Here is a 15393-nt window from a genome sequence, read left to right as displayed (position 1 = left end):
CGCGCGCGCTTTCTCGATTTGTCCGGGCGATGTTGCCCGGCCGGGAGCCGCGCTGATGACGAGAACGAGCGGGCCTTTGGGCGACCCCTGGAACGATCCTGACGACATTCCCTTCGACCTGCCGGCGCACACGCCGCGTCCGGGCGGCATTGCCGCGCGCGCCCGTGCCGGCGCGCTGCCGCCCGGCCCGGCCGGGCGGGCGCCGGCCTATTTCGACGGGTTGAACCCCGAGCAGCGCGAGGCGGTGGAGGCGACCGACGGCCCGGTGCTGGTGCTCGCCGGCGCCGGCACCGGCAAGACGCGGGTGCTGACCACCCGCATAGCCCATATCCTTTCGCTCGGCCTCGCCTGGCCCTCGCAGATCCTCGCCGTGACCTTCACCAACAAGGCGGCGCGCGAGATGAAGGACCGCATCGGCGCCATGGTCGGCGAGCAGGTAGAGGGCATGCCGTGGCTCGGCACCTTCCACTCGATCGGCGTGCGCATGCTGCGCCGGCACGCCGAGCTGGTCGGGCTGCGATCCGGCTTCACCATTCTCGACACCGACGACCAGATAAGGCTGCTCAAGCAGCTGCTGCAGGCCGAGCAGATCGACGAGAAGCGCTGGCCGGCGCGGCTGCTCGCCAACACCATCGACGGCTGGAAGAATCGCGGCCTCACCCCGGACATGGTGTCGGCCGGCGAGGGCGCCGCCTTCGCCAATGGCCGCGGGCAGAAGCTCTATGCCGATTATCAGGCGCGGCTGAAGGCGCTGAACGCGGTGGATTTCGGCGACCTGCTGCTCGAAGGCATCCGCCTCCTGCGCGAGAATCCGGACGTGCTCGCCGAGTATCACCGGCGCTTCCGCTACATCCTCGTCGACGAGTATCAGGACACCAACGTCGCGCAGTATCTCTGGCTGCGGCTGCTGGCGCAGGGCTCGAAGAATGTCTGCTGCGTCGGCGACGACGACCAGTCGATCTATGGCTGGCGCGGCGCCGAGGTGGACAACATCCTGCGGTTCGAGAGCGACTTTCCCGGCGCCAAGGTGGTGCGGCTGGAGCGCAATTACCGCTCGACCGGTCATATCCTCGGCGCCGCCGCGCATCTGATCGCCCATAATGAGGGGCGGCTCGGCAAGACGCTGTTCTCCGAGGGCGAGAGCGGCGAGAAGGTGTCGGTGACCGGCGCCTGGGACAGCCAGGAAGAGGCCCGTGCCATCGGCGAGGAGATCGAGGCGCTGCAGCATCGCGGCCATGCGCTCTCCCACATGGCGATCCTGGTGCGCGCCTCGTTCCAGATGCGCGAATTCGAAGACCGCTTCGTCACCATGGGGCTGAACTACCGGGTGATCGGCGGCCCGCGCTTCTATGAGCGGGCGGAAATCCGCGACGCGCTCGCCTATCTGCGCGTCATCGCCTCGCCATCGGACGACCTCGCCTTCGAGCGCATCGTCAACGTGCCCAAGCGCGGGCTCGGCGACGCGGCGCTGCGGCAGATCCACGACCATGCCCGCGCGGTCGGCGTGCCGCTGATCGAGGCGGCGCGGCAGCTGGTCGGCTCGGAGGAGCTGAAGCCGAAGGTGCGGCTCACCCTGCGCGACCTCGTCGGCTCCTTCGACCGCTGGCGCGAGCAGATCGGCTCGATGCCGCAAAGCCAGCTCGCCGAGATCGTGCTCGACGAGTCGGGCTATACCGAGATGTGGCAGAAGGACCGCTCCGCCGATGCCGCCGGGCGGCTCGACAATCTGAAGGAGCTCGTGCGCGCGATGGAGCCGTTCGAGAACCTCGTCGGCTTTCTCGAGCATATCTCGCTCGTGATGGACACCGAGGGCTCCGGCGCCGGCGAGGCGGTGAGCATCATGACGCTGCATTCCGCCAAGGGGCTGGAATTCGACGTGGTGTTCCTACCCGGCTGGGAGGAGGGCGTGTTCCCCAACCAGCGCGCGCTCGACGAGCAGGGCCGCGCCGGGCTGGAGGAGGAACGGCGCCTCGCCTATGTCGGCGTGACGCGGGCGAAGAAGCTCGCCAAGGTGTTCTTCGCCTCCAACCGCCGCATCCACGGCTCCTGGCAGTCGAGCGTGCCGAGCCGCTTCCTCGACGAACTGCCGGAAACCCATGTCGAGGTGACGGAATCGCGCGGGGGCCATGGCTGGGGCGGGGCGACCAGCGCCGGGCGCTATGGCTACGGCCCGAGCCGCTTCGACGAGGCGCAGACCTTCGGTTCGACCTATTCGACGCCGGGCTGGCAGCGGGCGCAGAGCCACGCGCAGGCCAATGCGCAAGGCAATGCCTCCGGTCGCCGCGAAGGGCAGTTCGGCGGCTTCTCGGATGGCGCCGCGCGCTACAATCCCGGTGCCTCACGAGGCTATTCGAGCGGCGGGCGGGTGATCGAGGGCCAGCTGGTGGCGAGCTCGACCGGCGCGCCGTCGCGCTTCCCGGTCGGCACGCGGGTGTTCCACCAGAAGTTCGGCTATGGCGAGGTGACGGCGGCGGAGGGCAACAAGCTCACCGTGCAGTTCGACAAGGCCGGCGAGAAGCGGGTGCTCGACAACTATGTCGAAGGGGCGTGAGGCGTCGGGGGCGCTGGCGTTTCCCGCCGCGCTTTCGTAAACAGCGCGCATTCCTTTCCACCCGCGAGGCCGGTCATGCTCGAAGGACTTCCGCCCAACGGCGCGTCGCATGTGATGCGCGTCGATGCGCCCGAGCCGGAGGCGCGGGCGATCGCCGAATATCTTGGCGAGAGCTTCGATCCCGCCGAGGTCGCCACCTCCGCCTTCGAGATCGAGGACCGTGCCGAGGGCTCCGGCTGGGCCGTCGAAGCCTATTTCGCCGAGGAGCCGGACGAGGAGAGCGTGCGCGAGCTGATCGCCCTCATCTCGCCCGCCGCCGCAGAGGCGGCGGTGTTCTCCATCCTCGACAAGAAGGACTGGGTGGCCGCCTCGCTGGAGGGCTTGGCGCCGGTGGCGATCGGCCGCTTCATGGTGCACGGCTCGCATGACCGCGACCGGGTCGGCGGCGGCAGCCGCATCGGCATCGAGATCGAGGCGGCGCTCGCCTTCGGCACCGGCCATCACGGCACCACCAAGGGCTGCCTCGCGGCGATCCACGCCTATGGCAAGCGTCGGCGGCCGGCTCGGACGCTCGACGTCGGTACCGGGACGGGCGTGCTGGGCATGGGGGCGGCGCTACTGTTCCGCACGCCGGTGCTGGCGAGCGACATCGACCGGGTGGCGGTGGCGACGGCGAAGGAGAACGCCCGCGCCAACCACGCGGCGCCGTTCGTGCGTTTCCTGCACGCGCCGGGGCTGGGAGCGCAGGAATTCCGCGGCCAGGGGCCTTATGAGCTGATCCTCGCCAACATCCTGCTGGCGCCGCTCAAGGGTATCGCCCGGCCGCTGCGGCCGCTGCTGGCGAAGGGCGGCACGGTGGTGCTGTCGGGGCTGTTGCCCTCGCACGCCAATGCAGCGCTCGCTGCCTATCGCGCGCAGGGGCTGTATCTCAAGCGTCGTCGGACCATCGAGGGATGGACGACGCTGGAACTGGCGGCAGACGCCGGACGGCCGCGGCGCTAGGCGTCGCGGGAGGTCCGGAGCCGGCGAGGCCGGAACAGCGTATCGGGATCAGCCGACGCGATCGGCGCGCACGAACAGCTCGAGCGCAGCGGCCTGCTCGGCGTTGAACTTGCCGGCATGGACGTGACGGGCGAGTTCGAGGCGGGCCTGCGCCATGCGGGCGTCGATCAGGCGGTCGAGCAGGCGGCCGAACACGCCGCGCGAATTGGCGGTCGCTTCCGGCTGGCGGGCGGCGGGGTCGGTGTGGATTGCGGCAATGGCAAAAGACGCGGCCATGAGGTGTCTCCATCGGAGCAAGGTTTATGCCGTGCAACATAAACCTTTTGCGGCGCACAAAAAGCGACGCAAACTCATGGCAGGCCTGCAACTATCGCAAGGCCGGGGGGCGGGGAGCCCGGAGCGGGCGGTCGGAGTGGACCGCCCGGCTGCCGGGGCATCGCCTCAGGAGAGGCGGATCGGCATGTTGACCGGCCGGCCGAGCCCGTCGGGCAGCGGCAGAGCGCCGTGTGCCGCCCGCATCAGCGCCAGGCGCTCCAGCACCTCGTCCGGGAAGGGCGAGGGCCGGCGGGTGCCGGTTTCCACATGCAGCGCCACCAGCTCGCAGGTGGCTGCGGTCCAGCCCTCACGGGCATGGTGCATCTCCTGGAACAGGTGCATGCGTTTCTCGTCGTAATTGACGAGGCGCAGCGTTACCCGCACCTCATGGCCCGCGCGCAGCTCGCGCAGGAAGCGCTGATGCGACTCCACGGTGAAGAAGGAGGAGCTGCGGGTTTCCGTCAGATGCGGCCCGAGCCCGACCAGGAACACCGCCTCGTCGACCGCGCGGTCGAACAGAAGGCTGTAATAGGCTGTATTCAGCTGCCCGTCGTAATCGACCCAACCGGGCTCGACCGCCATCGCGGACGAGACGAATGGGGCGAAGAATACGGGTTCGAAATCGATCCCGTCCAGCATGACACCATTCCCGACGTTGTGGAGCGCCGCCGTTCACGAGGAACGTCACGTCCGCGCGCTGCCTTATTGACAAGCATTGTGCCGACTTTCGGTGCAACCGTCACCTGCCCAAATGGCTTTAGAAGGGCGGAATTCGTGTGTTTCCGCGGAATCTGCCGGCGGATCGGCGAATCACCCGCCACAGACACCTCGCACCCGGCGCCCGGAGGGTATATGGCTCGCGCGCGTGAGGCGTCGCAGGGCAGGACGAGGAGGAGGCGGAACATGGCCGAGCTGATGGACGGGACGACGGGAGAGCGGACGCACGAGGCCGGCGTGGCGGCGGCGATCGCCAGCCTTGCCAAGCACTTCGGCGACCGTCTTGCCACCGGCCGGGCGATCCGCGAACAGCATGCCAATACGCTGACCTGGCTCGGCAACCAGGCCCCCGACGCGGTGGTGTTCGCCGAGAGCGAGGACGACGTTCAAATTATCGTGCGCACCTGCGCCGCCAATGGCGTGCCGGTGATCCCGTTCGGTACCGGCTCGTCGCTGGAAGGCCAGATCAACGCGCCCGAGGGCGGCATCTCCATCGACCTGTCGCGGATGAACCGCGTCCTCGCCGTCAACATGGAAGACCTCGACTGCGTGGTGGAGCCCGGCGTCACCCGCAAGCAGCTCAACGAGCATCTGCGCGACATCGGCCTGTTCTTCCCGATCGATCCGGGCGCCGACGCTTCGCTGGGCGGCATGGCCTCGACCCGCGCCTCCGGCACCAATGCGGTGCGCTACGGCACGATGAAGGACAATGTCATCTCGCTGAACGCGGTGCTGGCCAATGGCGAGCTGATCACCACCGCCCGGCGCGCCCGCAAGTCCTCGGCCGGCTACGACCTCACCCGCCTGTTCGTCGGCGCCGAGGGCACGCTCGGGGTGATCACCCAGCTGACGCTGAAGCTGTCCGGCCAGCCGGAGGCGATCTCCGCCGGTGTCTGTCCGTTCCCGACCATCCGCTCGGCCTGCGACGCGGTGATCGCCACCATCCAGTCCGGCCTGCCGGTGGCGCGCATCGAACTGCTCGACGAGGTGCAGGTGAAGGCGTGCAACGCCTATTCCAAGCTCGACCTCGCCGAGCAGCCCACCTTGTTCGTCGAGTTCCACGGCACCGAGGCGGGCGTGCACGAGCAGGCCGAGCGCTTCGGCGAGATCGCCACCGATTTCGGCGGCGGCGCCTTTTCCTGGGCGACGCGCCCGGAGGACCGCTCCAAGCTGTGGCAGGCGCGGCATGACGCCTACTGGGCCTGCCTGCCGCTGAAGCCGGGCGCCAAGGCGCTGGCGACCGATGTGTGCGTGCCGATCTCGCGTCTCGCCGAATGCGTCGACGAGACCAAGCGCGACATCGAGGAGATGGGCATGATCGCCCCCATCGTCGGCCATGTCGGCGACGGCAATTTCCACACGGTGACGCTGGTCGACATGGATGACCCGCAGGACGTCGCCAAGGCGAAGGACTTCATCTCGCGCATGGTGAAACGGGCGCTGGCCATGGGCGGCACCGCCACCGGCGAGCACGGCGTCGGCCAGGGCAAGCGCAAATACATGGAAGCCGAGCACGGGGAGGCGACGCTGGGTGCCATGCGGGCGATCAAGCAGGCGCTCGACCCCAAGGGCATCATGAATCCCGGCAAGATCCTCCCCTAAGGGCAGTTTTCGCCGGTGTGCCTCACCATCGTGCTGTTGCATCGGTGTGGAGACTGCAAATAACGTCAAGCATGTAAGACTGTCGGCGGCCGGCTCCCGCGCAAGCGGCGGGAGGCCGGCGCGGCCGATCGCGGAGGAACCGGGTGCAGAATTTCCTGCTCACGCTTGCGGGTGCGGTGATCCTGATGATCGCCGCCGCCTTCGCGGCCCCCTATCTGGTCGACTGGACACAGTGGCGGGCGAGCTTCGAGGCGCAGGCGGCGCGGGTGATCGGTGCGCCGGTGGTGATCCGTGGCCCGATTGACGCCCGGCTGCTGCCGACCCCTTCCGTGGTGCTGCGCGATGTGTCGGTCGGCGTCGATGCCAGCGGCACCGGGCTCGCGGTGCGCGAGCTTTCCGCCAGCTTGAAGCTCGGCGACCTGATCCGCGGCGCGGTGGCGGTGGAGAACCTCACCCTCGACGGGCCGAGCGGCCGGCTGGTGCTGGACGCCACCGGCCGGGTGGCGCGGCCGACCGGCGCCGGCACCCCGGCCGATCTCGGCATCGCCGCCTTCACCATTCGCGAGGGTCGGCTGGAACTGATCGACCGCACCAGCGGGCGCATGCTCCGGCTCGACGACATCGCCGCCACCGGAGCGCTGACCAGCCTCGCCGGGCCGCTCCGGCTCGACGGCGAGGTGACGGCGGCGGGCGCGCGGCAGAAGCTCAAGTTCGGCCTCGCCGGCTTCGCGCCCGACGGTACGTCGCGGCTGCGGCTGTCGCTGCAGCAGGTGGATTCGCCGTTCCTGATCGATGCCGACGGGGCGCTCAGCCTCGCCGGCGGCCGGCCGGTCTTCGCCGGCAAGGCGAGCCTGTCCACGGTGCCCGCCGCGCGCTCCGGCGCCGCCGGTCCGGCTGCCAATGGCACCGGCGGCTGGAGCCTCAGCGGTACGGTCAACGCCACGCCGGCCTCGCTGGAGGCGAAGGACCTCACGCTGGCGCTCGGCTCGGCCGAGCGACCGGTGGAGCTGGCCGGCACCGGCCGGCTGACCACCACGCCGGCCACCCAGGGCAGCCCCAGCGCCTCGCGGCTGGAACTGAGCCTCGCGGCCCGGCAGATCGACCTCAACGCGGCGACGGGCGGGGCCCCGCCGCTGGCGGCGCTCAACGACGTGGCCCGCGCCATCGCGCCGCTCGCCGGCGTCACCGGCAGCGGCACGCTCGACCTTGCCGCGGACACGGTGCTGGTCGCCGGGGCGGCCATGCGCGAGATGAAGGCCGGGCTCGACTGGTCGGGCGGTGGCTGGACGGTGCGCGGCCTGGAAGCGCGGCTGCCCGGCGGGGCGCGCGCGCGCCTGGCCGGCAAGGTGACGGGACCGGCAAACGGCCAGGCTGCCGGCGCTGCCCCCGTACCGGCGCTGTTCGCCGGCACGGTCGCGGCGAGCGCCGAGGACCTGCCGGCGTTTCTCGCCTGGGCGATGCCGCAGGCGGGAGGGCTGGCCACCGGCTTGCCCGCCGGCGCGGCGAAGCTCGACGCCGGCATCGCGCTTGGCACCGACAAGATCGACTTGTCGGCGATGACGCTCAGTGCCGGCGGCCTGACGCTGACCGGCTCCGGTTCCTATGCCTTCGCCACCGGCGACCGGCGCGGGCGTGTCGATGCCGCCTTGGCCGGGCGCGGGGTCGATCTCGACCCGCTGATCGCGCCGGCGCGGCGGCTGATGGCGGCGGGCGGCGAGGCGCTGGATATCGGCCTCGCCTTCTCCGGTCGCGCGGTGCGGCTCGCCGGGGTGGACGTGTCCGGCATCGACCTCGCGCTGACCGCCGGGACGCAGGGCATCGACGTCGAGCGGCTGGCACTGGTCAATTTCGGCGGCATCGACCTCAAGGGCGCCGGACGGGTGGCGGCGGCCGGCGACCCGGACGGCGGGCTGCACGCGACGCTGACCGGCGCGCGGGCGGACGGGCTGATGGCGCTGGCGCGGCTCTCTGGCTACGAGCCGGTGCAGGACGCGCTGGCCAAGCTCGGGCCCGACCTCGCGCCGGTGAACGCCGAGGTGACGCTGGCCTCCGCCGCCGGGCGGATGGACCTGAGCGTGACCGGCCGGCTCGGCGCCTATTCCGGCAAGGGCGCGCTCGGTTTCGGCGGCACGCGGGCGGCCACCGGATCGCTGGCGCTCGACATCGCCGATGGCAGCAGCTTCCTGACCCGGCTCGGCGTGCCGGGCATCCGGCCGAAGCTCGGGCCGGCGCGGCTGGAGCTGAACGCTGCGCCGGAGCTCAAGGCCACGTTCGCGCTGGCCGGTGCCCGGCTCGCCGCCGAGGGGACATTGACACGGGCCGAGGATGGCGGGCTGGCGCCCGACCTCGCGCTGCAGCTGGACGAGGCGGACCTCGCACGGTTGCTGCCGGACCTCGCCGCCGGCGGCCTGCCGAGCCTGCCGGCGCGGCTCGGCGCGCGGCTGACCCGCGAGGGTGACGGCTACCGTTTCGCCGGCCTGTCCGGCAGCCTCGCCGGCACGCCGCTTTCCGGCAACCTGATCTATCGTCCGGGCTCAGCCGAGCCGATCGAGGCCGATCTCTCGCTGCCGGACTGGCGCCTGACCACCGCGCTGGCGCTGGTCGTCGGCCGTTCCACCGGTGAGGGGCGCTGGCCCAGCGCCGGCTTCGCGCCGGCACCGCTCGCCAAGGCGGCCGCGCGGGTGCGCCTTGATATCGGCCGGCTGGAACTGCCCGGCGGGCTCGCGCTCGACCGGGCGAAGTTGCGCGCGCGGCTCGCCGGCGGGCGGGTGACGGTGGAGGAATTCGCCGGCGGACTGGCCGGAGGCGAACTCGGCGGCCGGCTCGACCTTACCCGCGTCGGCGCGCTGGTACGGGCCGATGGCAATCTGACGGTGAAGGGCGTGCCGTCGGCGCCGCTGCTGATCGCCGCCGGCGTGGCGCGCCCGATGGCGGAGGGCGTCGTCGACCTCGCCCTGGATTTCACCGGCGCCGGCACCTCGCCGCGCGGGCTGGTCGCCAATCTGGCCGGGCAGGGCAGCCTGGCGATTGACGGTCTCTCGGTGGCGGCCACCTCTCCCGCCGCCTTGCAATATGCGATGCTCGCCACCGAGCGCGGCCTGCCGCCGGAGCCGCGCCGGGTCGGCGAACTGCTGGAGGAAGGCCTGGCGCGCGGGCCGCTGCGGCTTCCCCGTGCCGAGACGACGCTCGGCCTCGTCGCCGGGGTGGCGCGCAGCGGGGTGGCGCGGCTGACGGTGGGCGACCAGCGCTTCGCGCTCTCCGGCAGCTTCGACCTGGCGAGCTTCGGCATCGACGCTCTGGTGGAGATCGAGGATGCGGGCAAGGCGAGCGCCGGCGCCTCGGGCACGGCGGCGCTGCCGGCGGCCGCCCTGCGCTGGAGTGGACCGCTGACCGCTCCGGAACGGCGCGTCGACGTCACCGCGCTCACTGCCGCCATCAACATGCGGGCGCTGGAGCGCGAGACCAAGCGGCTGGAGGCGGAGTATGGCCGCACGCCGCTGACCAATGCCGGCCATGCCACTGACACGCCGCAAGCGCCGGTGTCGCCGCCGGTACCCTTGTCGCCGGTGCCCCCGCCGCCGATCAGCCTGCCGCCGGCGGCCGCACCGGCGCCGCTGCCGCAGTCGAGCCCGGTGCCGGCGCCCCGTCCGGCATCGCCGACGCCACTGCGTCAGGTTCAGCGTGAAGTGCCCCGTGCGGCCATACCCGCGCAGCCTTTCGAGATGGCGCCGGCCCCGCCGCTGGCGCCGCCGATCGACATCGCGCCGGACGTGCTGCTCAACCCGATCATGCAGCCGCCGCTGGCGCCCTGAACGTTCGGGGGGATCAGCCGGTGACGAACTCGTCGCGGGCATAGCCCTGCAGATAGAGCAGGGCGGTGAGGTCGGCATGGTCGATGCGCACCTGCGCCGCCGCCGCTACTGCGGGCTTGGCGTGATAGGCGACGCCGAGCCCGGCCTCGCCCAGCATGGCGAGGTCGTTGGCACCGTCGCCGACCGCCAGCGTCTCATGCGCGGCGAGACCGAGCTCCTCGCGGTTCTCGATCAGCGCGGCGAGCTTGGCCTCACGGCCGAGGATTGGCTCGGCGACGGTGCCGGCGAACGCCTCCGCCTCGACGATCAGCTCATTGGCGCGGTCGGCATCGAAGCCGATGGTCGCGGCGATGGAGCGGGTGAACAAAGTGAAGCCGCCGGAGACCAGAAGGGTGCGGGCGCCGTTGGCCCGCATGGTGCGCACAAGCTCGGTGCCGCCGGGGGTGAGGCGGATGCGATCGGCGATCACCTCGTCGACGACGGCGACTGGCAGGCCCTTCAGCAGCGCCACGCGCTCGCGCAGCGCCGGCTCGAAGGCGATCTCGCCGCGCATCGCCCGCTCGGTGATGGCGGAGACATGCGCCTTCATGCCGGCATAGTCGGCGAGCTCGTCGATGCATTCCTGGCCGATCATGGTGGAGTCCATGTCGGCGAGGAACAGCTTCTTGCGCCGTCCTTCAGCCGGCACCACGGCGACGTCGACCGGTGCCGCGCCGAGGGCGGCGCGCAGCGCGTCGGCCTCCGCGCCGCCGGCGAAGCCGATCTCGGCGGCGATGCCCTCGGCCAGCACGCGCGGCGCCTGCGCGCCGGGCAACAGGGCGGCGATCCGGCCCGTCAGCGCCGCCTCGACGGCGGGAGCGGCGGGGTTGGCGACCAGGACGGCGTAGTGGCTCGGCGAATGGCTGGACATGTTCGGCTCGACTATGGGGTTGCCGGCGGGCCGGCGCCGGGCAACAAGGCTGCGCAGGGACATGATGCGCGGGAGGACGCGGAGTGACGGAGACCGGCGGGCAAAGCCCCATCCGGCCGCGCGCGGTGCTTATCGCAGGGCCGACGGCGAGCGGCAAGTCGGCGCTGGCGCTCGATCTCGCCGAGCGGACCGGCGGGCTGGTGATCAACGCCGATTCCATGCAGGTCTATGCCGACCTCGCCGTGCTCTCCGCCCGGCCGACGCCGGAGGAGGAGGCGCGCGCGCCGCACCGGCTCTACGGTCACGTCGACGGCGCGGCGGATTATTCGGTCGCCCATTGGGTGGAGGATGCCCGCGTGGTGCTCGCCGAGGCGGAGCGCGAGCGGCGGCTGCCGATCCTGATCGGCGGCACCGGCCTGTATTTCAAGGCGCTGATCCAGGGTCTGTCGCCGATGCCCCCGGTGCCTGATGCGGTGAAGGCTGTCGTACGGGGACGCGGCGAGGATGCCGAGGCGCTCTATGCGCGGCTCTCCCGGATCGACCCGCTCACCGCCGCGCGGCTGCGCCCGAGCGACACCCAGCGCCTTACCCGCGCCGTCGAGGTGTTCGAGGCGACCGAACGGCCGCTGGCGCTCTGGCAGGACGAGGCGATGAGCCCACCGCTGCTGCGGCCGGAGGAAGTGTTCGGCGTGTTCCTCGCCACCGACCGCACGGAACTGCGCACCCGTATCGCCGCCCGCTTCCGCCAGATGATGGAGGCCGGAGCGCTGGAGGAGGTGCGTCGTCTAGTGGCGCGCGGCCTGCCGGCCGATCGCACCATCCTCAAGGCGCACGGCGTGCCCTGGCTGGCGCGGCATCTCGCGGGGGAGGTGACGCGCGAAGAGGCGATCGAGGGCGGCATCGCCGACACGAGGCGCTACGCCAAGCGGCAGGAGACCTGGTTCCGCCACCAGATCGAGGGCTTCGCCTGGCTGTCCCCGCCCGACGCGGCGCGGGCGCTCGCCGAGCGGGTCGCGGGCCGAGACGTCGGCTAGAGCCCTTATCGATCAAGTGGAATCACCTGATCGATAAGAAAGTGCTCTCGATTCGATAAGCTGGAACATGCTCTAGAGGTCGAGATCCGACAGGCCGGGATGATCGGCCGGGCGCGGGCCGGAACGGTCCCAATGGAACTTGCGGTCGGCGTCCTTGATCGGCAGGTCGTTGATGCAGGCGTAGCGCCGCACCATCAGGCCGTTCTCGTTGAACTCCCAGTTCTCGTTGCCGTAGGAACGGAACCAGTTGCCGGAATCGTCGTGCCATTCATAGGCGAAGCGCACGGCGATGCGGTTGTCGGTGAAGGCCCAGAGCTCCTTGATCAGCCGGTAATCGAGTTCCTTCGCCCATTTACGGGTGAGGAAGGCGACGATCTCCGCCCGGCCTCTGATGAACTCCGTGCGGTTGCGCCATTTGCTGTCCGGTGAATAGACCAGCGAGACCCGCTGCGGGTCGCACGAATTCCAGCCGTCCTCGGCGCCGCGCACCTTCTTGATGGCGCTGTCGCGGGTGAAGGGCGGCAGCGGCGGGCGCTGCTCGATCGTCTCGGTCATGGCGTCTTCCTCCGGTCGCGCGGCGCGTGCGTGCCGCCGTGTCGATTCAATGCTCCCGTCCGGCCTCGGCGTGTACCGGGTTCGCCCGCCGCCGCAGTGCGCTCGATCATGTCACCGCGCCGGAGGCTCGCGCGCGCCGGGCCGGCAGTGGCCGGATCCGCAGCGCCGCCTCGCTCGCCAGCGCCACCGCGACGCCGAGGCCGGCCACCCACCAGGCCGGACGGATCGAATAGCCGAAGGCGAGGTTGGCGCTGAGCACCCGCTTGGGATCGATGCCGGTGGCGGCGAGATACCAGCCGGCCTCCAACAGAGCGGTGGCGAAGCCGGCACTGACGGCGAGCAGCACCAGTGCCAGAAGGCCGGTGCCGTGGCCGTAGCGCTGCAGCAGCCGCCAGCCCATCAGCCAGAGGAAGAAGCCGGCCATCAGCGTCGGCTCGGTGACGTCGAGCTTCTGCTGCATGAAGAAGTGCAGGATGGCGAGCGCGGTGATCGGATAGGCGAGCGTATGCAGCCGCCGCCAACGCTCGGCGCCGAGCCGGGCCACCGCGCCGTCCCAGGAGGTCGAGGACAAAGCGAGGAGGCCGAGCAGCGCCACGAAGCCGATGGTGAGGTAGATGCGCAACACGATCTCCCGCACCACCACCGAGAGCGAGCCCATGTCGATGCAGTAGAGGCCGAAATGCACCGCCACCACCGCGGCGGCGCCGAGGCCGAGTGTGCGGCGGGCGTTCAGGAGCTTCGGCCAGTTGAACAGTCGGCGCGCCGGGGTGACGGCGAGGGTGACCAGCAACAGCCGCACCGCCCAGTCGCCGAGGAAACGCAGCGTCTCGACCAGCGGACGGGCGCCGAGCGCCGGGCCGCCGCCCAGCCCGCCCGCGGCGCCGCCGCCGAGGCCGCCCGCCGCACCGGGACCCAGACCGGCATTCAGGCCGGGCCCACCCAATCCCGGCCCGCCCAATCCCGGCGCGCCGAGGCCGAGCGGATCGGTCGCCGCGAGGTCGCCGCGCAGGATGCGCACCGCCAGCAGCGCGAAGGGCAGCAGCACAAGGAGCAGGGCGGCGATCTTTTCCGGGCTCCACCGGTAGGGAGAGCCTTTGGCGCCGGAGCGTTCGCGAAGAAAGGGCATGACAGCTCGCTGCGTGTGGACGAAAACACACTACAGATACGCGCGGCGATCCGCCTTCATTTCGGCACGGCGCCGCACGTCTTCGTGAGGCCGAAGGAGAGGTTGCCCCGGCGCAGCGTCTTCCCTAGTCGGCGAAGACGCGGGTGACGTGGCCCATCTTGCGGCCCGGCCGGGCTTCCGCCTTGCCGTAGAGGCTGAGCATGGCGCCGGGCTCGGCGAGCACGGCGGGCCAGGTGTCGGCCTCGTCGCCGATCAGATTGGTCATCTCGACCCGGGCGCCGAGCCGTTCGACCGCGCCGAGCGGCCAGCCGGCAATGGCGCGCACATGCTGCTCGAACTGGCTGGTGCGGGCGCCGCCCAGCGTCCAGTGGCCGGAATTGTGCACGCGCGGGGCGATCTCGTTGACGACGATGCGCTCGTCCGCGCCCGTGCCGACCACGAACAACTCGACCGCGAACACGCCGACATAGTCGAGCGCCGTGCCGATCCGCCGGGCGATGTCGTCCGCCGCGGCGACGGCGGAGGCGCCGAGCGAGGCGGGCACGGTCGATTTGTGCAGGATGTGGTGGCGGTGCTCGTTCTCGGTCACCTCATAGGCGGCGACGGTGCCGTCCTGGGCGCGGGCGGCGACCACGGAGACCTCGCGCTCGAACGGCACGAAGCCTTCGAGAATCGCCGGATGCCGGCCGATGGCCTTGAACGCGGCGGTCGCGTCGTCGCCGGGGCGGATCATCACCTGGCCCTTGCCGTCATAGCCGAAGCGGCGGGTCTTCAGGACCGCCGGCCGGCCGATGCGGGCGAGGGCTTCCTCCAGCCCGGCCTCGTCGTCTACCGCGGCGAACGGCGCGACCTCGATGCCGAGACCGGCAACGAAGCTCTTCTCGGCGAGCCGGTCCTGGGTGATGCCAAGCGCCCTGGCGCCGGGATGCACAGGCACGAAGGTCGCGAGATGCCCGGCGGTGTCGACCGGCACGTTCTCGAACTCGTAGGTCACGACGTCCACGGCACGGGCGAAGCGCTCCAGCGCGGCGAGGTCGTCATAGGCGGCGCGGGTGTGGGCGTCCGCCACCTGGAAGGCGGGGCTGCCCTCTTCGGGTGCGTAGATATGCGCCTTCAGCCCCAGCGGGGCGGCGGCGAGGGCGATCATGCGGGCGAGCTGGCCGCCGCCGAGGATGCCGATCGTCGAGCCGGGCTTGAGCATCAGACCGGCTCGCTCGAGGTGGGCTCGAAGGCGACCGAGGCGCTGCGCGCGGCGCGCCAGGCGGCGAGGCGCACCGACAGCGCCTCGTCGGACAGTGCCAGTATGGCGGCGGCGAACAAAGCGGCGTTCACCGCGCCGGCCTTGCCGATGGCGAGGGTGCCGACCGGCACGCCGGCCGGCATCTGCACGATGGAATAGAGGCTGTCGACGCCGGAGAGCGCCTTCGATTCGACGGGCACGCCGAGCACGGGCAGGGTGGTCAGCGAGGCGACCATGCCGGGCAGATGCGCCGCGCCGCCGGCACCGGCGATGATCGCCTTGTAGCCGGCCGCCTTGGCGCCCTTGGCGAAATCGAACATCCGCTCCGGGGTGCGGTGAGCGGAGACGATGCGGCAGTCATGGGCGATGCCGAGCTCGTCGAGCGTCTGGGCAGCGTGGCGCATGGTCTCCCAGTCGGACTGGCTACCCATGATGATGGCGATCGGCCGCGTATCGGCGGTCGTGACGGCGGACATGTACGGCCTTCCCCCGGAAAAGAAGGCGCGGATTATAGGAATCCCCCTCCTTG

The 15393-nt window shown here is 71.2% G+C and carries 12 protein-coding genes; 5 read left to right on the top strand and 7 right to left on the bottom strand.

Translation table 11 applies throughout. The annotated features are described in order from the left end of the window. Positions 1–55: 55 nt before the first annotated feature. Both KHC28_RS05100 and KHC28_RS05095 read left to right on the top strand, forming a co-directional pair. Positions 56–2551 carry an ATP-dependent helicase gene (locus KHC28_RS05100; protein ID WP_214007237.1) on the top strand — a complete coding sequence of 832 codons (2496 nt, stop codon included), beginning with the start codon at positions 56–58 and terminating at the stop codon, positions 2549–2551. 75 nt (positions 2552–2626) lie between these two features. Further along, entirely contained in the window at positions 2627–3553 is a 927-nt protein-coding gene (locus KHC28_RS05095) for a 50S ribosomal protein L11 methyltransferase (RefSeq protein ID WP_214007236.1), read from the top strand. 48 nt (positions 3554–3601) lie between these two features. On the opposite strand, the gene KHC28_RS05090 is transcribed toward KHC28_RS05095, so the two are convergent. Together KHC28_RS05090 and KHC28_RS05085 are read right to left on the bottom strand one after the other, a co-directional pair. After that, the gene (locus tag KHC28_RS05090; protein WP_214007235.1) at positions 3602–3829 is read right to left on the bottom strand and encodes a hypothetical protein; all 228 of its coding nucleotides are present in this window, start codon (positions 3827–3829) and stop codon (positions 3602–3604) included. 165 nt (positions 3830–3994) lie between these two features. Continuing rightward, the gene (locus KHC28_RS05085) at positions 3995–4507 is read right to left on the bottom strand and encodes a thioesterase family protein (protein WP_214007234.1); all 513 of its coding nucleotides are present in this window, start codon (positions 4505–4507) and stop codon (positions 3995–3997) included. A gap of 264 nt (positions 4508–4771) precedes the next feature. Here KHC28_RS05085 and KHC28_RS05080 point away from each other — a divergent pair, with 264 nt between their 5' ends. Both KHC28_RS05080 and KHC28_RS05075 read left to right on the top strand, forming a co-directional pair. Further along, entirely contained in the window at positions 4772–6187 is a 1416-nt protein-coding gene (locus KHC28_RS05080; RefSeq protein WP_246564292.1) for an FAD-binding oxidoreductase, read from the top strand. A gap of 143 nt (positions 6188–6330) precedes the next feature. Then, positions 6331–9999: an AsmA family protein gene (locus tag KHC28_RS05075; RefSeq protein ID WP_214007233.1), complete on the top strand. Its 3669-nt coding sequence runs from the start codon at positions 6331–6333 to the stop codon at positions 9997–9999. 13 nt (positions 10000–10012) lie between these two features. Here the strand turns inward: KHC28_RS05075 and serB are convergent, their stop codons facing one another. After that, entirely contained in the window at positions 10013–10909 is an 897-nt protein-coding gene (gene serB, locus KHC28_RS05070; RefSeq protein WP_214007232.1) for a phosphoserine phosphatase SerB, read from the bottom strand. A gap of 83 nt (positions 10910–10992) precedes the next feature. Between serB and miaA the strand changes: the two genes are divergently transcribed. Next, a complete protein-coding gene (miaA, locus tag KHC28_RS05065) occupies positions 10993–11943 on the top strand; it encodes a tRNA (adenosine(37)-N6)-dimethylallyltransferase MiaA (protein ID WP_312893091.1) in 951 nt (316 codons plus the stop codon). A gap of 72 nt (positions 11944–12015) precedes the next feature. Here the strand turns inward: miaA and KHC28_RS05060 are convergent, their stop codons facing one another. The 4 genes from KHC28_RS05060 to purE form a co-directional block, all read right to left on the bottom strand. Continuing rightward, positions 12016–12498 (bottom strand): nuclear transport factor 2 family protein, encoded by a 483-nt coding sequence (locus KHC28_RS05060; protein ID WP_214007231.1) that lies wholly within the window; start codon positions 12496–12498, stop codon positions 12016–12018. Between the two features lie 106 nt (positions 12499–12604). Next, on the bottom strand, positions 12605–13624 hold the full coding sequence (locus KHC28_RS05055) for a protein-methionine-sulfoxide reductase heme-binding subunit MsrQ (protein WP_214007230.1): 1020 nt from the start codon (positions 13622–13624) through the stop codon (positions 12605–12607). A gap of 124 nt (positions 13625–13748) precedes the next feature. After that, positions 13749–14825, bottom strand: coding sequence for a 5-(carboxyamino)imidazole ribonucleotide synthase (locus tag KHC28_RS05050; protein WP_214007229.1), 1077 nt, complete (start codon positions 14823–14825; stop codon positions 13749–13751). After that, positions 14825–15340, bottom strand: coding sequence for a 5-(carboxyamino)imidazole ribonucleotide mutase (gene purE, locus KHC28_RS05045; RefSeq protein ID WP_214007228.1), 516 nt, complete (start codon positions 15338–15340; stop codon positions 14825–14827). The genes KHC28_RS05050 and purE overlap by 1 nt, the downstream gene beginning before the upstream one ends. Between the last annotated feature and the right edge of the window lie 53 nt (positions 15341–15393).

The organism is Ancylobacter sonchi, from assembly GCF_018390695.1.
Taxonomy (GTDB): domain Bacteria; phylum Pseudomonadota; class Alphaproteobacteria; order Rhizobiales; family Xanthobacteraceae; genus Ancylobacter; species Ancylobacter sonchi.
The sequence above is the reverse complement of the archived record's forward strand: the minus strand, read 5'-3'. Positions and strand labels throughout refer to the sequence as shown.